This is a genomic window from Paraclostridium sp. AKS73, assembly GCF_025671395.1.
GTDB lineage: Bacteria > Bacillota > Clostridia > Peptostreptococcales > Peptostreptococcaceae > Paraclostridium > Paraclostridium benzoelyticum.
This window is the reverse complement of sequence record NZ_JAIXHU010000005.1, coordinates 61,222-78,904: the sequence shown is the minus strand read 5'-3', so window position 1 is coordinate 78,904 and position 17,683 is coordinate 61,222. Positions and strand designations below refer to the sequence as shown.

Below are 17,683 nucleotides of genomic sequence, written 5' to 3'. Positions count from 1 at the left end.
ATTAAACTAATAACTAAAATAAAAAAGGCGTATTCAAGTAAATTTGAATACACCTTTTTTATTTTAGTTATTAGTCACACTCGCATCCAGATCCTTCAGATTCATCCTCGCAATCATCCCAAGGTATTAATACTGGTGGTTTATCTCTTTTCTTTAAACAATTAACAGTTTTTCCAAATGATTTTTCTAGCTCATCAGCTAATTCACTTATATGTTTTTGTTTATCTTGTGCATCTTTTATATCTTTAACAGCTGCATTTTGCGCTGGAACAGCTTTTTCTAGTTCATCCATTATAGACTTTAACTCACAAGCGGCTTGTGATAATGCAGCTTCTATTTCACCTAAATTATTGGCTAAATTTCCAACATTATCATTAATTGCCACTAGGGCTGATTTTACTTCTTTTTGGTTTTCCTTAGCATTTCTTAAGTCATTTCCTAATTCTTCATTTCTTACTTTTATACTATCTATAATATTTTCTGTTCTCTCTATATCTTTTTTACAATTTTCTCCATCACAACCATGATCCTTACATTTGTAATAACATACATTTTCCCATTTATTTATATTTTCACATTCATTCCAACCATTTTGTTTATAACTCATCTTTAAAATCCCCCTTACAAATTTTTAAGCTTTTAGCCTGTAATCCATATTATGCCTAACACATACTTTTGTTTACTTTTTGACCCCACAAAAAAGGAATGTAAATATATTTACATTCCTAAAGTATTGTATAACTAGCAACCGCAACCCCAGTCTGGTTTTTCTTCATTACAATCATCCCAAGGTATTAATATTGGGTTTCCATCTTTTTCTTTTAAACATTCTACTGTATTATCAAAGGCATATTCTAAGTTGTCTATTAAATCTTTTAAATCTTTTTGTTTATTTTGTGCATCTCTTATGTCTTCTAATGCTGCATTTTGTGCTGGTATAGCTTTGTCTAAATCTTTTATTATACAATTTAAGCTCTTTACAGCATTAATTAAGGCATCTTCTATATTCCCTATATCTTTAACTAAATTAGCTACATTATCATCTATATTATCTAAAGCACATTTAACAACTTTTTGATTTTCCTTAGCATCTTTTAAGTCTTTACCTAATAAATTATTTTTAGCTCTTATATCATCTATAATACATTTTGTTTTAGCTATATCTTTATTACAATTTTTAGAGCATCCATTTTTACATTTGTAATAGCATACGTTGTCCCATTTATTACTTTCGCAGTTATTCCATATATTTTTTTTACAACTCATAGATAAATACACACCCTTTTATTTATTCTACAGATTTTTTATCTGTACTATATAATATGCCTAAATAATATATTTGTTAACATTTTCTTCTATTTTAAAACAAAAATAGAAGCTATTTAAGCTTCTATTTCACTATTTATATCTATATTTAAAATCTGATTAATTATATACATGCATCCCTTGAACCCAATATAAGGTGTATCAATGCATTTATCAACTAAATCTAAACTAGTATTGCTTATTTGTAAATCTTTTTTAGATTTATGTCTCATATCGATACTAACTCTATCCCCTAAAAGTATCAATAGCTCTTTATCGCTTAAGTATTTTGTTGTTTCTAGATATGCCTTCTCATTTACAATATTTGCATCATCACAAGTCTTATAAATAATTTCTTTTTTATCAACATTAAAGCCTAATTCTTTTAACATCTCACTAATTCCTAAAACAGTATCAAAATCCCCAAATATAGCGCAGTCTTTACTTCCTTTATAAAAGTAAAATTTCTTTTTTACTTGAAGTAATCTCTTTTTTACTTGATCCATTTCATAAGTGTATTTTTCTTCATCTAATTTATATCCATCTATCTTCTTTATAGATTCTATAAATTTTATAGCATTTTTAAATCCATATAAATTTACATAAATATATGGAATTCCATACTCTTCTTCCATATATTTAGCAGCTTTTAATGCATCTTTTCTAACCACTATATTAAGTGATGCTTTTGATGCATTTTCGATTTCCTCAATGCTAGCGTTAATTGTAAACATAGTGTTTACTTCTTTGTTAAATAATTCTTTCATCATCCTTTGTAACTCTTTTATATCTGCTAAATAATTGTATTTATCAATACTAAATCCTATTATGTTGTATTTATTCATATCTTTTTCATTATGCTTTACTATTTTTTAGCTAAAAATTCTAATGCAAATTCTCGCCCTATATTATAGTCATAATTTAAATTGCTCATATTTATAGGTAGTAACTTGCAATTTGCAACTTCTTTTAAATCTTTGCATACATCTAATATCTTTTCACCAATCATACATGGCTGAGAAGATTCTACTATAAAAATATATTTAGGTTTAACCTCATTAGCTAAATTTATAATAGTATCTTTCAATTTCTCAAATACATTGCAAACATTTTCTTCTTCGTCAATATGTATAGAATATATCTTACATTTATTATCATCGCATATTTTGTTTATATTTTCTACAACATGATGAGTCTTTATATGTGTTCCAAATTCAATAACACATATATCACTTATGCAAGATAGCGTCCATATCATCCCTATTTTATCATCAGGTATTTTTAAATATTTAAATTCTTCATCCATAATATAATTCCTCCAATGGTGCCAACATAAAGTTTTTATCCAATCACTAAATACAGATTGTATAAATAAGTTAAAAGCTGTTTTTAGCTTACATATAGGAATTTTATTTTGGAAAAGATTTACTTTAAATAATTTATATACTATCTTATATTCTTAATTTTATCTATATAATTTTATTAAATCATTTAAAAATTCACAATTTTCAAAAGCAATAATTGGATTGTCCCATATATAAGCTTTTACATTTAATACTACTTATTTAAGAGTTTATTTTGTTTATACCCATTTTTTAATTTCTATCATATTTTTTTATTTTTTAAAATTAATTTTTAAAGCTTTCTAAATAAGCACATAATTTTTTAAATTCTTCTATATCTTTTATATTTTGAAGTTCAGCAATTCCAATCATATAGTGACTATATATGTGGTATAAAAATTGAACTTTATGCATTTCACATCTTTGAAATCCATCTTTAAAGGAGTATGAATATGGTATAAAATCATCTACGTTATTTTCAAAATATTTAATCTTAGCAAAGCAAAGTTTATGTATTTGAAACACCATAGCAAGTGCAGAATGTTTTTCCACAAATTTCTGTGAAAAATATTCAATAGGCTGATACTTTCCTTTCGGGTGTATATATTCCCAATTACAATTAGAGTTTAAATGTAATCTATATTCTTGTATAACCTTTTTCTTTTGTTCTTCTAATCTGCAATCCATTGAATTTAAATTCACAATAACCCCCCCCTTTTCTTCTATTATATCAAGTTGATTTGTATTTATGAACGATAGTCTCTTAGTATAGTTTTTTTCTATTAAAGTACTTATATGAATCATTAAATACTATTATATATTTTTATAATAAAATGTGAAATTGTAATATTTTAAAATAAAAAGGTAGTGATTAAAAATTTTAATCACTACCTTTTTATTTTACACCCACTAAAATTTATTTAAAACTTTCCTCTACGGCAACTGCAATTGCAACTGTAGCTCCAACCATAGGATTATTTCCCATACCTATAAGTCCCATCATTTCAACATGAGCTGGTACAGATGAAGATCCAGCAAACTGTGCATCAGAATGCATTCTTCCCATAGTATCAGTCATACCATAAGATGCCGGTCCAGCCCCCATATTATCAGGATGAAGAGTTCTTCCTGTTCCTCCTCCTGAAGCTACTGAAAATATTTTTTACCCCCTTGGTAGCATTCCTTTTTATAAGTTCCTGCTACTGGATGTTGGAATCTTGTTGGATTAGTTGAGTTACCAGTTATAGATACATCCACTCCCTCATGGTGCATAATTGCAACTCCTTCTCTAACATCATCGCATCCATAACATTTTACTTTACTTCTTTCACCCTTTGAAAAAGCCTTCTCTTTTACTACTTTTAATTCACCTGTATAATAATCAAACTCAGTTTGTACATATGTAAATCCATTTATTCTTGATATTATATATGCAGCATCTTTTCCAAGTCCGTTTAATATAACTCTTAAATCTTCTTTTCTTACTTTATTAGCTTTTTCAGCTATTTTTATAGCCCCTTCAGCTGCTGCAAAAGACTCGTGTCCTGCTAAAAATGCAAAACATTTAGTTTCATCTCTTAAAAGCATTCCACCTAAGTTTCCATGTCCTAGACCAACTTTTCTATCATCTGCAACAGAACCTGGAATACAAAACGCTTGTAATCCTTCTCCTATTGATTCTGCCGCTTCTGCTGCTTTTTTGCACTCTTTTTTTATAGCTATAGCTGCCCCTAACGTATATGCCCAGCATGCATTTTCAAAAGCTATGTTTTGAGTATCTTTAACTATTTGATAAGGATCAAATCCTTTTGATTTACAAAGTTCTCTACATTCTTCTATAGAATTAATTCCGTATTTTTCTAATACTGGAGTTATTTGATTTATTCTTCTTTCATAACTTTCAAATAAAGCCATTATAGTTCACCTTCCTTATTATTTATTCATGTCTTGGGTCAACAAATTTAGCACCTTCATCAAATCTACCATAATTAGACTTAGCTTTTTCTAGAGCTTCATTTGCTTCAATTCCCTTAGCCACCATTTCCATCATTTTTCCTAGGTGAACATATTCATATCCTATTATTTCGTTATCTTCATCTAATGCTAATTTAGTAATATATCCTTCTGCTATCTCTAAATATCTAGGTCCTTTTTCAAGACTTCCATACATAGTTCCAACTTGACTTCTAAGTCCTTTTCCAAGGTCTTCAAGTCCAGCTCCTACAGGCAATCCACCTTCTGAAAACGCAGTTTGGCTTCTCCCATATACTATTTGTAAAAATAATTCTCTCATAGCAGTATTTATAGCATCGCATACTAAGTCTGTATTTAATGCTTCTAGTATAGTTTTTCCTGGAAGAATTTCAGACGCCATTGCTGCTGAGTGTGTCATACCTGAACATCCTATTGTTTCAACTAAGGCTTCTTGAATTATACCCTCTTTAACATTTAATGTTAGTTTACATGCACCTTGTTGAGGGGCACACCATCCTACCCCATGTGTTAATCCTGATATATCTGTAATTTGAGTTGCTTTTACCCATTTACCTTCTTCTGGTATTGGAGCTGGTCCATGGTTTGGTCCTTTGTTTATTTTACACATATTTGTGATTTCTGTTGTGTAAATCATAAGAAATCTCCTTCCTCGGTGTAATTTTTCTCTTGTTATAAATCATCTACATCTTGTATTGGTCTAGTCGCTTCTCCTTTAGGACATCCTGTATAGTGTCCATCTGGGTCTGACTTGCTAGTACTTTCACTTAATACAGAGTTTACAACAGAGTTAATTCTTTTCGTCTTTTTTTTTGTAAGTTTTACTTTTAATATTTTTTTTGATATTATTTTCCTTCATATTAAATCACCTCATACTTAGGATTTCCATACAAACTAAATATTAAAAGTAAAATTTTTGAAAATTTATTATGAATTTATTATATGACTATGTTAAAATTAAATCAATATTAGATATATAATACCTAATATTCTTATTTTTCTTACTTTTCTTATTTAACCTTTGTAACAAATCAAAAGCAACACTATATTTTAAATAGTGTTGCTCTTAATTAATACATTTTATTTATTAGCATTCGCAACTATCATTGTGACTACACTTATTTACATGACTACAATCGTGATTGCACTCATGATTACATCCATGATTTTCATTTAAACATGGTTTATATCCATAGTCCGCCATATTACACCCAAAATCTTCTTTGTAACAATCTTTATAGCATTTTACACTTGCTTCCATACAGTTTTTAGCTTCATTCATTAAAGATTCACCTTGTTTAGCTAATCTTCTATATTCTTCCCATAAGCAATTTGCTCTTGCACATTCTTCTAGTGCTTGTTGTTTTAAACAATCAGCTCTTTGTTCTGCTTGTTTAGCTTGCTGAGCAACTTTACTAGCTTTGTTTATCATACAGTTAGCTTGTTCACATTTTTCATGAGCTAATTGTTGGTACTTACTACACTCACTACAGTCATTTAAGCATTCCTCATTACAACCTGGATTACATTTATTAAACTTATTTTTGTAGTTACATGTCATAAAATTATTCACCCTTTTTATGTTATTAAATGCGATATATAAATATCAACATCTTAATAATATATATGCATGTTTTCTACAAAATGTTATACAAATAATCATTTTTTTATATTTATTTTCATAAAATCATCTAATCTTCAATTGTATTTTCTTTACTAGGATAAATATTTTCTCCCTCTTTTATGTTTTTATTATTTGAAGATTTGATTATTTTATCTTTTTCTCCCACACCTTCAGTTATTACCGCAAATTCATTATTAGTTTCCCCAGTTTTAACTTCTTGTTTATATACAATTCCATCTATAACCTTATATACAAATCTCTTTTCATCCTGTTGTAACAATGAAGTATATGGAACTTTTATAGGATTATTAAGCACTTCTATAGTAGTTTGAACATGGAATCCATTTTTGATATTTTTTAAATCTTGATTTTCTAAAAAATTAACCTTTATATCATAGTAAGATAGACTTTGTTTTGAATCCTTCTTAGATGCAATTTTATCAACTGATGGTCTCTCTCCTATAAAAGTAACTTTTCCTTTTACCTTTTCTTTAGTGGAGTTTACCATTACTTGTACTTCTTGGTTTAAATTTATCTTTGATAAATCTTGTTCACTGGCTTGTCCTTTTACATAAAGATCTTCAGAGTCTAACGTCATAATTGGAGCAGGTTCATTTTCACTGCTATTTTGATGAGTTAAATATACCTTACCTGCAAAAGGAGCTTCTACTGAGTAACTAGCTTTATCTTCAATTGTTTTTATCTTATCATTAATTTAGTTATTTCTTCCTCAATGCTTTTTTTTAAAATTTCATCTTGAATAACTTTTAGTTGATCTTCTTTCATTGTTACTTGTTCTTTTAAATTATCAATTTCTGGAGAAATATTTTCATTTTTATAAGTAAATAATACCTGCCCTTGATCAACCTTTTGCCCATCTTCTACTGCTATATTTTCTATGTCTCCTTTACTAGGTTCAGCAAAAAAATCTTTTGACTTTCCTGGCATAACCTTTCCATCTATAATAATCTTTTCTTTTTCCGGAACAGTGTATATTTCAGGAATTTGAGCTGTTTCATTTACATTACTCATATTATTTTTTATTTTAATTCCTAAAAAAACCACCATAAAAACAGCTATTACTACCACTCCACCTATAATAGCTTTCTTTTTATTTAGATTTATGCTTTTTTTCAAAGAAATCCCCCCAAAGTATATTTTGTCTTTTATATGTTTATTATATAGTAGTTTGGTATAATTTGTCATTCAAATTGTGCTCTAAATTAGGTTACAAGTTTTTAACTTTAAACACAAAAAATGAGGATAAAATCCTCATTAATTTATAAACTCTGTATTTTCAACTCTCCATTTGATTAAGTTTATATATAGCCAAAATCCATATATCCCAAAAGTTATTATAGTAAGTATCCACCACTTTATATAATGTACAAATAAATCAGTTCCACTTCCTACAAACTGTAATCTTTTCCCATCTATTGTAGTGTTATCTATTTCCCATCTATACTTAATGCACATTGCCCATGGAGTTGCTATTCCTATTGTAAAAAAATTATAATTGCTGCTAAAATATTAACTCCTATAAAACCTAAAATATTACCTTCAAATCTTGATTTCATCTAATTTTCCTCCTTCGTTGTCTATGTCTATATTATATACTTATGTGAAATTATAGTCTATAAACTAAACTTTAAATTAATCTTAATTAAATCTTAAATTTAAATTTTTTTATGAATTATCTAAATTAACTCTATTTTTTACTTGTCTATATTTAATGGTGTAATTCTTTTATACAAATTTACATAATTTAATTTAGGAGGTTTTCATGAAAGTAAAAACTATTTCGCCATTTACGATATTATTATCTTCTATATCTGTATTTATATTTGGAATAGTAGTTCTTTTTAATATAAGATTTATAAGTAATTTAACTTTAAATATGGTATCAATATATCTTTTAATTATAGGAGTTTTACATATACTATCTTATATATTTAATAGAAAAAATACGATGTTAAGCAAGCTTAGTTTAGGTATATTGTATATAATACTTTCACTATCTATAAAGTTTTATCCTGAATTTTTTAGGATTTCAGCAATTAGAATAATAGGTATCTATGCATTTTTAAACACTACATACTCATATGGAACTTATGACAGTAGCTCTAATAGGTTATTTACACTTGTAAGTGATGGTGTTTTAATTGAAGTTGAAACTGATAAATATATCGAAATTTTGAATACGCAATTTAATAGATCATTAATTGGTTTTACATTAGCTTTAACTAAAGCTCAACATGAGTTAATAAAAAATAGAATAAATAAAATTAAATCTAATTGTTATTTGTGTAAATGTCCAGCTCAACTCAGTCCAAATGAATATTATCCAGATGAGACAAATATAATGTATCTTGAGGCAAATTGTAAGTACTATAAATTTAAATCTGGATATTTTAAAACTTATTTTACTTTAACTGCAAATTGTGTTAGATTAGCTGATACAATTGTAGGTTCAGCTGGCCTGGATTTAATAGCAGTTAATGGAATCATAACTCCTGGAACATATTATAATTACTTAGAAATTTTATTTAGAAGAAAAAACACTATTGTAATAGAAAAGAAAAATTTATAAAAAATATACAAATAATTAAATATAAATTTATAATTAACATTATCAGTAGAAGTATAGATGCAATAATAATTCTAGAGTATCCATTATCTTCTTTTTTATAGATTTAATATTAGCCGGATTTGCTATTAATGTTTTTAATGTTTTTATATTTAAATAGCAGCAAACCAACATACCAATTAATCCTACATATATATGATGAGTAAACTCTTTTGGGAAAATTAAAACTACAGTTAAATAACTGCTTATAAGAAAATAGCTTAATATAAAATCTACTTTTAAATTTTTATGTTATTAATATTACTTATTTTTACTTTAATGTCAAATATTTGTATCATTATTTTACATAAGTTATCCACAAAATTAGTTAAGTACAATTTTCTTAAGCATAAAAAAAATCGATTGCAATAAAGCAATCGATTTTTATTTTATTGTTCCTCAATTATTCCATATCCTAATCCATGTCTTTTATATACAGTGTTTATTTTATCAGTTTCTGAATTTCTAAACATATAGAAATCATGTCCTAGCAATTCCATTTGAAGTATTGCTTCTTCACTACTCATAGGTTTTATTGAAAACTTTTTAACTCTTTCTATGTGAATATCTTTTTCATCTATATTACTTTCAAAATTATAATCTTCTATGTTTTCAAATCTTATACTTTGATGACTATTTTTCTATTTTTGATCTAGTTTTATACTTTCTAAGTTGTTTATATAACTTATCATAAACTCCATCTATAGCTGAGTATAAATCTTTTTGACCTTCTTCTGCTCTTATTATAGGTCCTTTTATTGGTAATACAGTTACTTCAACTGTTTGTTTTTCTTTTTCAGTGCTTATAGTAACTTTTACATCTGTATCTACGTTTAGGTACTGTTGTAATTTCTCCATCTTACTCTCAATCTTAGCGTTGATGCTTTCTGTTGGATTTATATTTTTACCGATTACTCTTATATTCATAAGTAGTACCTCCTTGTATAAACAATTGTTAAATACTTAATCTTTTGTAAGGTTTTATATTTAACTTACCTTAATTCTATAGCAACTTCTTCCAGATTTCCATTCTATATTTTATATTTTTTCGTGGTATAATATTAATTGTGGGGTATTTTACCAAATGTAAAAAGAGCTATCTTAAAAAGACAGCTCTTTCTTTATTATATTGAAACAGTAGCAGCTATTTTTTCTTCTGGAGACCCTTCGTATTTAGCTAACCACACTTTTCTTTCTAATTTTAATTTATTTGCAATTTTATCATATTCTTCTTTAGTGTAATAATTTCTTGGATTATATTTATTTATATCTATTCCATCTACTTTTGAAGGAACCATATAACCCCATTCTTCATCTTCTACCCAATCTATGTTATCTCTTGCTATTTCTTTCATTATAGTAGTAGATACTTTGATAGTTAATTTTTCACCATCAAAATCACCTTTAGCTCCTACACTTCCTGTATTTAGTATGAAACATTCCATATCAGGGTTGTTTTGTAATATTTCTCTAAGTTTTATACCTTCTTCTATTTCAGGTCCCATTATAAATGGATTTGTTCCAACACATCTTTTTGATTGACCTGCTTTTGTTGGATCTCCTGCTGAAGTTTCTATAGACTCTCCTAACATAAATGTATCTAAAGCTTGTTTTGGATCTAACTTAACTACAGGCGGTACTACATCTTTTCTTCTAGTTATAAATATTATCTTATTTGCCTTTTCTAAATTAACAGTGTCATCTGTTGTATCTATTTCTTCTCTTAATATAACTCCTCTACCATTGAAGTTAAACTTGTATCATAAAAATCTACTTTTCCATCTTCATAAACTTTAATATTCTCCAATGCTGCATTTTCACTAGTAGCGGCTTTGTATAAAACACTTTGTTGTTCTGGATTTAATCCTTCAGTTTTTATATAAAATCCATTTTCAGTTCCTACGCAATATCCTTTTTCATCCATGAATACAACGTCATCTTGTCTTACTATAGCTTTTTCTTCTCCAGTTAATTCATGATCATGTATAGTTAATGTTGTTTTTCCTGTTCCACTTAGTCCAAACATTATGAAACCAACATCTTTTAATTTTTTGTTTTTATCATATACTCTAAGGACTTTACTACCTGCATGGAATCCTAATCCTCCAGCTTGTTTTACCTTATACATAGCCATTCTTAAGAAAGATTTTTTAGATTCTCCAAAGTAGTCACTTCCTAGTATAAACGTAACTCCACTTTCTGGGTATGCAAACATTATTCTTTCTGGCCATTCTGGAACATATATACTTACTAAATCTGGATTTTCACTATCAGTTGGATTAAATAATGTATTGTTCCACATGTGAGCTATTCTTGCATATTTTTTAGATATATATAATCTACAGTTATATGAAAATTTATCGCTCATACCCATTTTTCTATCTACTCTTATCATTTCTTTATCTTTTATATATTCAAATACTTTAGCTGCAATTTCATCAGCTTTAGCTTTACTTATTTCTTGTTGATCTACGCCAGTTTTTATTTCATCCACTATATAAGTATTTTTAGCACTTCTACTTCTAACTTCACTTATATAACTAGCACTTTTAAACTCTGTTGTTTTTTCCATATCTTTTGCTAAATCTCTTAATTCTTTTCTAGTTGGATTTACTATAACCTTTCCAAATAACCCATCATTATATTATTTATACTAAACATACGTCCCCTCCACCTTTAATTAGTGTATCTTTTTTACATTATTAGTATATCATTTTTTCCAAAATGTCTACTAATTTTACATATTTTTTATATTCTTTCATACAATTTATTTTCTAACTATTATTTTACATAAAAAAAGAGCCCATTCCTTAATAGACCCTTTACATATTAATACCTTAATTTTAAATAGTTAAACTAGGAACCATCATAAATATGGTTAAAAATAGTCCTATACACCCTATAATAAACAAAACCCTAATATAAGCTCTCGTTTCCATTATTATCCTCCCTAATTCATCAGTGGCTGTACAATATCATTTGGAATTGTAAATTCAACTAATCCCATGTACCCTGGTGCTACTTCGTATTTATCAAAGCAAATAACAAGCTCTCCATCTTTGTTTATATAAAAATCTTGATTCTTATTTATAGATTTAAAATTTTCATCTCCCATTTCTTTATCATCTAACCAATATATTTTATTTTCATCTTGCTTCATTTGATTTTTCATTTGCTCTTTTATATTATCGCTTATAGCATCTATATATTTGTCATTTTTAAACATACCTTCTAGTGTTAATATAACCTGATTTTTCTTGTCTATATTATAGAATTTTCTTGTAGTGTTAGAAGAACCTTGTGCTTCATAATTGTATATTACTAAAGATAGTATTTTATCATTATCCGTTTTAACTTCATACCATGATTCTGCTGCTTTATGACCTGCTGAGTTAGAATCTTTTAAAGATTTAACCTCTTGTAGATATTGATCGTATAATTTTTTACCTTCCGATTCAAATTCTTTATTTAATTTATACTCTAAATCTTTATTATCTAAACCTTCAATTTTTGGTACTTTTATAGATGCCTCGTATCCATCTTCTTTTATTTGATAATTAGAAAAGTTTATTATCTTTATTACACTGCCTATTACAGGTATTTCTTCTAAGTTTTGTGCAAATGATTTATTTATATTAACTGCTCCTATAACAACACATACAGATGCTACAGCTACTATCCATTTTTTATTAAACCTCTTATTTATGTGTTTTGAATTTATAGCATCATTTACAACTTCATTTAAATTTTCAGGTATTTTTATATCATTATAATTTTGTTTTAATTTTTTATTTTATCTATATCCTTCATAAACTTCACTCCTTAATAATCTTCTGTTTTTATTTTCATCTTAAGTCTTCTAAGTCCAGTATAAAGTTTAGTTTTTATTGTATTTGTATTTTGTGACAGTACATTTGCTATCTCATCTATTTTCATATCTTCAAAGTATCTTAAAACTATAATAACTCTATATTCTTCTGGCAGTTTTTCTAATGCTCTTTGAAGATCTATATCCGTATATGTGTCATTTGAATTGCGTTCATCAAATAACAACTCTTCTTCTAAAGTTACATACTTACTATTTTTTCTTATGTAGTCTATAGAACTATTTATTAAAATTTTATAAAACCATGGTTTAATAGCTTCTTCATCTTTAAGAGAATCTAATTTTGAAAGTGCTTTGCATATAGAATCATGTACTATATCTAATGCATCATCTTGATTTTTTACATAACTATATGCTATCTTGTAAAAACCTTCTTGATTATTTACTATATAGTCTTTAACTTTCTTTTCTTTAATTTTTTATTTGAGCTCAATAATTTCATCTAAATCTATAGACCTCCTTTCACCTTACATATATATAGACGCTTTATACATACTAAAAAGTTTTAATTTTTTTAATTTAATATATAATTTGTTATTTAGCTTAGTTTTCATCAATAAAAAATTTGCTTCCTTGAGCGACTACGTCTGGGAACCACTTTATGTCGCCAACGACTCCGTCCGTTGCGTAAAAAGTATCATTATGTAATGATACTCTAAAAACTTCACTTTCATTTTTAATAGTTTTTCTAATTTTAATTTATAATATGCTAAGCGCTTTTTCTAAATCACATATTAAGTCATTATAATTTTCTAATCCTATAGAAAGTCTTATGCTTCCTAAACTAATTCCCATAGCATCAAACTTGTCCGGAGTCATCTCTTTTAAATAACTTATAGCCGGAGCATAAACTAAGCTTTCAAATCCTCCCCAACTTACGCCTATGTAAAAATACTCTAATCTATTTACAAATCCTTTTATCTTATCAAGGTCTTTACAATCTAAATCTATAGCCATTAGTCCTGTATATCCATCCATTTGTTTTTTTCCTAATTCATATTGCTCAAAACTTTTAATTCCTGGATAATATACTTTTTTTACTTTTGGATGACTTTCTAAAAATTTTGCAACTTGTAGTGCATTTTCTTGATGTTTAGCTAATCTTATAGGCAATGTCCTTAAACTTCTCATTATTAACCATGCTTCGAATGGAGCTATTTTCCCACCATACAAAGCATGTTCCTTTTCAAATATATCTTTTATATCTTTTTTACTCCCTATTACAACTCCTGCTACTATATCACTGTGTCCTCCTATATATTTAGAACAAGAATGAACCTCTAAATCTATTCCCATTTTTAAAGGTTTTTGATATATAGGTGTGGCCCAAGTGTTATCTATAATAGTTTTTATATTATGTTCTTTTGCAAGTTTTGAAATTTCATTTATATCTTGTAAACTAAAGACTACACTTGAAGGGCTTTCTAGGTATATTAAACAAGTATTTTCTTTTATATTTTCCCTAAACTCATTTATGTCTTTTCCTGATATGTATGTAATTTCTATATTCATTTTTTCTTTTAAATAACTCCCCATGAAGTTATTCGCAGGTCCATATATATTTTTTAATGTAATTATATGTCCATTTGGTTTTACAAAGTGCATAATGGCAGAAGATATGGCCGCCATTCCTGATGTAAATAGCTTTGCTTTTTCTCCACCTGCCAATTTAGATAGCTTTTCTTCAACAATTGATACAGTAGGATTTTTTCCTCTTGTATATATGCAATTATTTACAGGATCATCGAAAGCTTTATCTATAGAATCCCAGTCCTCAAAAGTAAATAAACTATTTTGATAGATAGGTGGTACTACTGCTCCTTCATAATCTTTTTTATCCTCACCATAGTGCAAAAGCATAGTTTCATAGTAATTACTTTCTCTCATAAAACCCCTCCTAAACAAACTTATTTATAAAGTTTGATGCATTTATGTGCATATCCTTTTAAAAATTAAAAATAGCTGTATTTAGTCCATTTTATACTAAATACAGCTATTTTTATATTATATATCGCTATTTAAAATTTGTCTTGGCCATGATAATAAATCTTTTTTAGCTATTTTAAGCCATTTTTCCTCTGGGAAATGTAAATCACAGAAGTAATTATGATAATTAGCTGTCCAAACATACTTATCCCAAACTACTATATTTGTTTTATGCTTGTTTAATAGTTCTTCAAGCTTCTTTTTATGTCTAAACAATAGCTCTTGTTGAACTCTCTCAAATTCATATTCATTACTACACTCTGTGTAATATTTAAATATAGTATTTAAGTAATTTAAAAACCACTGCCCATCACTATCTATAAGTATCTTATTTTTTGTGGAGCTACATCATAATAGTTTATATATTTTTGTAGCCTTTTTACAGTCTTATCATCTAATACTATCCTTGGATAACAAGATACCTTACTTTCTGTATTATGTGCATCAAGAAGAGCTGGGCCAAATACTATATCATCATTTATATAAAAATCTCCAACGCTAACTCCGCCTCTTACAAATAAACCTTCTAAAGATAAGTTAAACTGATACTCTGATACATTTTCTAATATCTCATCTAATTCTTCTTCTCCATCTCCATTTATAGGATATGCAACAACCATATTATCAGTAAATATTTTAATCTTTCCTTTACTATATTTATTAGGGATTATGCATTGTTTATTTTTATTTATAAGATAATTGATTTCTTTAAGTAGTTTATCTCCATATCCTTCTTCACAAGAATCTACTATCATTGAGAAATCCAAGTATGTCTATTGCACATACCATAGAGTTCACTAAACTCGGGTTATCCTTATCATATATTTTTACACTCATTTACACACATCCTTAAATACTAAATTATAGTTTCAATTTATTATACAATAATTTTAAATTTTCTAAAACTATTTACAAAAAATTTGCTTTGCTTGAGATACTTCAACCGTTGCTAAAGTACAATCTATTGTTCTAACTAGGTTTAATAAATTATCAACAATTCCTTAGTGTGTGTAATTTTATTAAGCGTAGAAAAAGGAGAGTAATCACCTCTCCTTTTTTATCTATCCTACAACTTTTTCGTTTTTACTTTCTTTTAAACTATGTTTTCTCTCATACACTGTAAACAATACAAATCCTATCAATGCAAATACTAATGGTCCACCTACCATAGTTAATGTATCACTTACTCTTGCAGGAGAATCCATTAAAGGTTCTATTATAGTAAATACATTAGCAAATCCTACTATTCCAGTTACTATTATAGCTGATATAGTAGCACTAGCTTGAGTTTTAAACACAACATATTCCTTTGGTATTTCTCCCTTTAATTGCTTTTTCTTAAATGCTGGGAATGCTGCTGATAAGAACATATATGTTATGGTCATTGCAACATTTGTCATTAAAGTTAATATTGTAAAGAATTGTTTTGCATTACTTCCGCCAAAAGATACTAATAAAATAATACATATTACTATAATAGCTTGAACTTTCATAGCATTTACAGGCATACCATTTTTCAATTCTCCTAATTTACCAGGCCATAACTCTTTTGGTGCTCCTTGTATTAAAGTTTTAAGCGGAGAATAAGTTAATGTAAAGAATGCTCCTGTTAATGCTAAGAACATTGAAAGTCCAACAAATCTAGCAATCCAAGCTCCCATTGTTAAAGATATACTTTCAGATAATCCAAACCCTATACCCATTTTATATCCTAAGTTTGCCATTAATACATATGTAGCGTTTGCCATATTTACATTTTCTCCAGATAATACTTCACTCCAGTTCGTAAACATACCACATGCAAATATACCTATTGCATATCCTACAGAAATAACTACTGCAGATATTGCAAGGCCTTTAGGGAAAGTTTTTTCAGCATTTTCAGTTTGATCAACAAGTCCTCCTAAAACTTCTAGCCCTCCAAATGCAAATACTGCAAATGTTAAGAATGATAAAACAGGTATAAATCCTTGGTAATCAGGACTTGGTGATACAGTAAAGGATTGAGCTACATTACTTATCGGTTGTGCTAATTCTCCTGTTAAAACAACTACTAAAACTCCTCCAACAAGTAATACTATATTAAGTAATGCAACAGCTGTTCCACCTATAGAAGTTATTTTACTTATTTTATCAACACCTTTAGCCCCTATAAATGTAACAACGGCTATCCATATTACCCCTAATATCCCTAAAGTTTGAACTGATGTTAATCCAAATAAACTCCAACTTCCTGTAACATCTGTTCCAAATATAGCATTTGACAATGGTATCCATAAACTTGAAGAAACACTCACCATCCAAATTACATAAGAAGCATACCACATAAATGTACCTATAAAAGCATACTTAGCTCCTACAGATTTTTCCATCCATGAATACATACCTCCACTTTCTTTTTTAAATGCAGACCCATATTCCGCCATCATAAATGCATATGGAATAAAAAATAGTACAGCACTTAATACGTACCATGGTATAGCTGCGTAGCCCATTAGGTAAAATGCTCTTGGCATATTACTAAATCCAAATACTGATGTAAATATCATAAGTATTAATGGTACTAGCGTAAGCTTTTTAACATTATTATTGCTTGGTTGTGACATGTAAATCCCCCTTAAATATGTTTTCTTTATTTTTGACAAATTAATAACACTTATGTCATTAGTTTATCAGCCCCTTATTTATTGTTAGATTATCATCATTATTTTTGCTTTTCAATAGATTTTAGTTTTGTTTAAATATTGTAATTTTTTCTACTATTCTAAAAAATACGACATTTGAAAATGTTTCTTTAAAACATTTATATCCCAAATTTCGTTATTTTTTATTGTTTTCGACTATATATTGAGTGATTTTAATAAAAAACTAGTGTTTTTTTCATTTTTCTACATATTTCTATTATACTTTTCATAAAATTA

General features: G+C 27.6%; 19 protein-coding genes and 3 pseudogenes. 1 reads left to right on the top strand and 21 read right to left on the bottom strand.

All coding sequences use genetic code 11. The features are described 5' to 3' along the window. Positions 1-70 precede the first annotated feature (70 nt). The 11 genes and pseudogenes from LEQ07_RS04815 to LEQ07_RS04765 all read right to left on the bottom strand — a co-directional run bounded on the left by LEQ07_RS04815 (position 71) and on the right by LEQ07_RS04765 (position 7,740). Positions 71-607, bottom strand: coding sequence for a hypothetical protein (locus LEQ07_RS04815; RefSeq protein ID WP_263329721.1), 537 nt, complete (start codon positions 605-607; stop codon positions 71-73). A 134-nt stretch (positions 608-741) separates the two neighbouring features. Next, entirely contained in the window at positions 742-1,266 is a 525-nt protein-coding gene (locus LEQ07_RS04810) for a hypothetical protein (protein WP_046821735.1), read from the bottom strand. A 116-nt stretch (positions 1,267-1,382) separates the two neighbouring features. Further along, the gene (locus LEQ07_RS04805; RefSeq protein WP_263329778.1) at positions 1,383-2,174 is read right to left on the bottom strand and encodes a nitrogenase component 1; all 792 of its coding nucleotides are present in this window, start codon (positions 2,172-2,174) and stop codon (positions 1,383-1,385) included. After that, positions 2,171-2,611 (bottom strand): nitrogenase component 1, encoded by a 441-nt coding sequence (locus LEQ07_RS04800; RefSeq protein ID WP_263329720.1) that lies wholly within the window; start codon positions 2,609-2,611, stop codon positions 2,171-2,173. Before LEQ07_RS04800 ends, LEQ07_RS04805 begins: the two co-directional genes overlap by 4 nt. A 322-nt stretch (positions 2,612-2,933) precedes the next feature. Next, positions 2,934-3,350: a hypothetical protein gene (locus tag LEQ07_RS04795; protein WP_052952114.1), complete on the bottom strand. Its 417-nt coding sequence runs from the start codon at positions 3,348-3,350 to the stop codon at positions 2,934-2,936. 214 nt (positions 3,351-3,564) lie between these two features. Continuing rightward, positions 3,565-4,562 (bottom strand): annotated as a pseudogene (locus LEQ07_RS04790) (GGGtGRT protein). A gap of 22 nt (positions 4,563-4,584) precedes the next feature. Next, positions 4,585-5,277 carry an iron-sulfur cluster assembly scaffold protein gene (locus LEQ07_RS04785; RefSeq protein ID WP_046824144.1) on the bottom strand — a complete coding sequence of 231 codons (693 nt, stop codon included), beginning with the start codon at positions 5,275-5,277 and terminating at the stop codon, positions 4,585-4,587. 450 nt (positions 5,278-5,727) lie between these two features. After that, positions 5,728-6,201, bottom strand: a complete 474-nt coding sequence (locus LEQ07_RS04780) for a hypothetical protein (protein WP_263329719.1) — start codon at positions 6,199-6,201, stop codon at positions 5,728-5,730. Positions 6,202-6,331: 130 nt separating this feature from the next. Then, complete coding sequence (locus LEQ07_RS04775) at positions 6,332-6,862, bottom strand: efflux RND transporter periplasmic adaptor subunit (RefSeq protein WP_263329718.1); 531 nt, start codon at positions 6,860-6,862, stop codon at positions 6,332-6,334. Positions 6,863-6,963: 101 nt separating this feature from the next. Next, on the bottom strand, positions 6,964-7,401 hold the full coding sequence (locus LEQ07_RS04770; protein WP_263329717.1) for a biotin/lipoyl-binding protein: 438 nt from the start codon (positions 7,399-7,401) through the stop codon (positions 6,964-6,966). Between the two features lie 138 nt (positions 7,402-7,539). Next, the gene (locus tag LEQ07_RS04765; RefSeq protein WP_263329716.1) at positions 7,540-7,740 is read right to left on the bottom strand and encodes a YjgN family protein; all 201 of its coding nucleotides are present in this window, start codon (positions 7,738-7,740) and stop codon (positions 7,540-7,542) included. Positions 7,741-8,047: 307 nt separating this feature from the next. On the opposite strand from LEQ07_RS04765, the gene LEQ07_RS04760 reads away from it, so the two are divergent. Then, positions 8,048-8,854: a DUF308 domain-containing protein gene (locus LEQ07_RS04760; RefSeq protein WP_263329715.1), complete on the top strand. Its 807-nt coding sequence runs from the start codon at positions 8,048-8,050 to the stop codon at positions 8,852-8,854. A 425-nt stretch (positions 8,855-9,279) separates the two neighbouring features. On the opposite strand, the gene LEQ07_RS20050 is transcribed toward LEQ07_RS04760, so the two are convergent. The 10 genes and pseudogenes from LEQ07_RS20050 to yjeM form a co-directional block, all read right to left on the bottom strand. Next, positions 9,280-9,417 carry a sigma 54 modulation/S30EA ribosomal C-terminal domain-containing protein gene (locus LEQ07_RS20050; RefSeq protein ID WP_317852015.1) on the bottom strand — a complete coding sequence of 46 codons (138 nt, stop codon included), beginning with the start codon at positions 9,415-9,417 and terminating at the stop codon, positions 9,280-9,282. Positions 9,418-9,523: 106 nt separating this feature from the next. Further along, positions 9,524-9,817, bottom strand: coding sequence for a ribosome hibernation-promoting factor, HPF/YfiA family (hpf, locus tag LEQ07_RS20045; protein ID WP_317852014.1), 294 nt, complete (start codon positions 9,815-9,817; stop codon positions 9,524-9,526). 197 nt (positions 9,818-10,014) lie between these two features. Beyond that, positions 10,015-11,462: pseudogene (locus LEQ07_RS04750) on the bottom strand (phosphoenolpyruvate carboxykinase (ATP)). Between the two features lie 378 nt (positions 11,463-11,840). Further along, positions 11,841-12,116: an RsiV family protein gene (locus LEQ07_RS04745; RefSeq protein ID WP_263329714.1), complete on the bottom strand. Its 276-nt coding sequence runs from the start codon at positions 12,114-12,116 to the stop codon at positions 11,841-11,843. Positions 12,117-12,200: 84 nt separating this feature from the next. After that, positions 12,201-12,596: pseudogene (locus tag LEQ07_RS22395) on the bottom strand (DUF4179 domain-containing protein); the annotation flags it as partial. A gap of 116 nt (positions 12,597-12,712) precedes the next feature. Next, entirely contained in the window at positions 12,713-13,135 is a 423-nt protein-coding gene (locus tag LEQ07_RS04735) for an RNA polymerase sigma factor (RefSeq protein WP_442952399.1), read from the bottom strand. Positions 13,136-13,475: 340 nt separating this feature from the next. Then, complete coding sequence (locus tag LEQ07_RS04730; protein ID WP_046824152.1) at positions 13,476-14,663, bottom strand: trans-sulfuration enzyme family protein; 1,188 nt, start codon at positions 14,661-14,663, stop codon at positions 13,476-13,478. A 117-nt stretch (positions 14,664-14,780) separates the two neighbouring features. Continuing rightward, positions 14,781-14,978 carry a hypothetical protein gene (locus tag LEQ07_RS04725; RefSeq protein WP_263329713.1) on the bottom strand — a complete coding sequence of 66 codons (198 nt, stop codon included), beginning with the start codon at positions 14,976-14,978 and terminating at the stop codon, positions 14,781-14,783. A 101-nt stretch (positions 14,979-15,079) separates the two neighbouring features. Next, the gene (locus tag LEQ07_RS04720; protein WP_263329712.1) at positions 15,080-15,517 is read right to left on the bottom strand and encodes a hypothetical protein; all 438 of its coding nucleotides are present in this window, start codon (positions 15,515-15,517) and stop codon (positions 15,080-15,082) included. Between the two features lie 306 nt (positions 15,518-15,823). Next, positions 15,824-17,368: a glutamate/gamma-aminobutyrate family transporter YjeM gene (gene yjeM, locus LEQ07_RS04715; protein ID WP_046824154.1), complete on the bottom strand. Its 1,545-nt coding sequence runs from the start codon at positions 17,366-17,368 to the stop codon at positions 15,824-15,826. Positions 17,369-17,683: the final 315 nt, after the last annotated feature.

Excerpts from the sequence above, each read along its gene's own strand:
- yjeM (WP_046824154.1), bottom strand. The coding sequence starts at position 17,368 with ATGTCACAACCAAGCAATAATAATGTTAAAAAGCTTACGCTAGTACCA.
- LEQ07_RS04815 (WP_263329721.1), bottom strand. The coding sequence starts at position 607 with ATGAGTTATAAACAAAATGGTTGGAATGAATGTGAAAATATAAATAAA.
- LEQ07_RS04720 (WP_263329712.1), bottom strand. The coding sequence starts at position 15,517 with ATGATAGTAGATTCTTGTGAAGAAGGATATGGAGATAAACTACTTAAA.
- LEQ07_RS04760 (WP_263329715.1), top strand. The coding sequence starts at position 8,048 with ATGAAAGTAAAAACTATTTCGCCATTTACGATATTATTATCTTCTATA.
- LEQ07_RS04810 (WP_046821735.1), bottom strand. The coding sequence starts at position 1,266 with ATGAGTTGTAAAAAAAATATATGGAATAACTGCGAAAGTAATAAATGG.
- LEQ07_RS04730 (WP_046824152.1), bottom strand. The coding sequence starts at position 14,663 with ATGAGAGAAAGTAATTACTATGAAACTATGCTTTTGCACTATGGTGAG.
- LEQ07_RS04775 (WP_263329718.1), bottom strand. The coding sequence starts at position 6,862 with ATGACGTTAGACTCTGAAGATCTTTATGTAAAAGGACAAGCCAGTGAA.
- LEQ07_RS04745 (WP_263329714.1), bottom strand. The coding sequence starts at position 12,116 with ATGTTTAAAAATGACAAATATATAGATGCTATAAGCGATAATATAAAA.
- hpf (WP_317852014.1), bottom strand. The coding sequence starts at position 9,817 with ATGAATATAAGAGTAATCGGTAAAAATATAAATCCAACAGAAAGCATC.
- LEQ07_RS04765 (WP_263329716.1), bottom strand. The coding sequence starts at position 7,740 with ATGTGCATTAAGTATAGATGGGAAATAGATAACACTACAATAGATGGG.
- LEQ07_RS04800 (WP_263329720.1), bottom strand. The coding sequence starts at position 2,611 with ATGGATGAAGAATTTAAATATTTAAAAATACCTGATGATAAAATAGGG.
- LEQ07_RS04780 (WP_263329719.1), bottom strand. The coding sequence starts at position 6,201 with ATGACATGTAACTACAAAAATAAGTTTAATAAATGTAATCCAGGTTGT.
- LEQ07_RS04785 (WP_046824144.1), bottom strand. The coding sequence starts at position 5,277 with ATGATTTACACAACAGAAATCACAAATATGTGTAAAATAAACAAAGGA.
- LEQ07_RS20050 (WP_317852015.1), bottom strand. The coding sequence starts at position 9,417 with ATGAGTAGTGAAGAAGCAATACTTCAAATGGAATTGCTAGGACATGAT.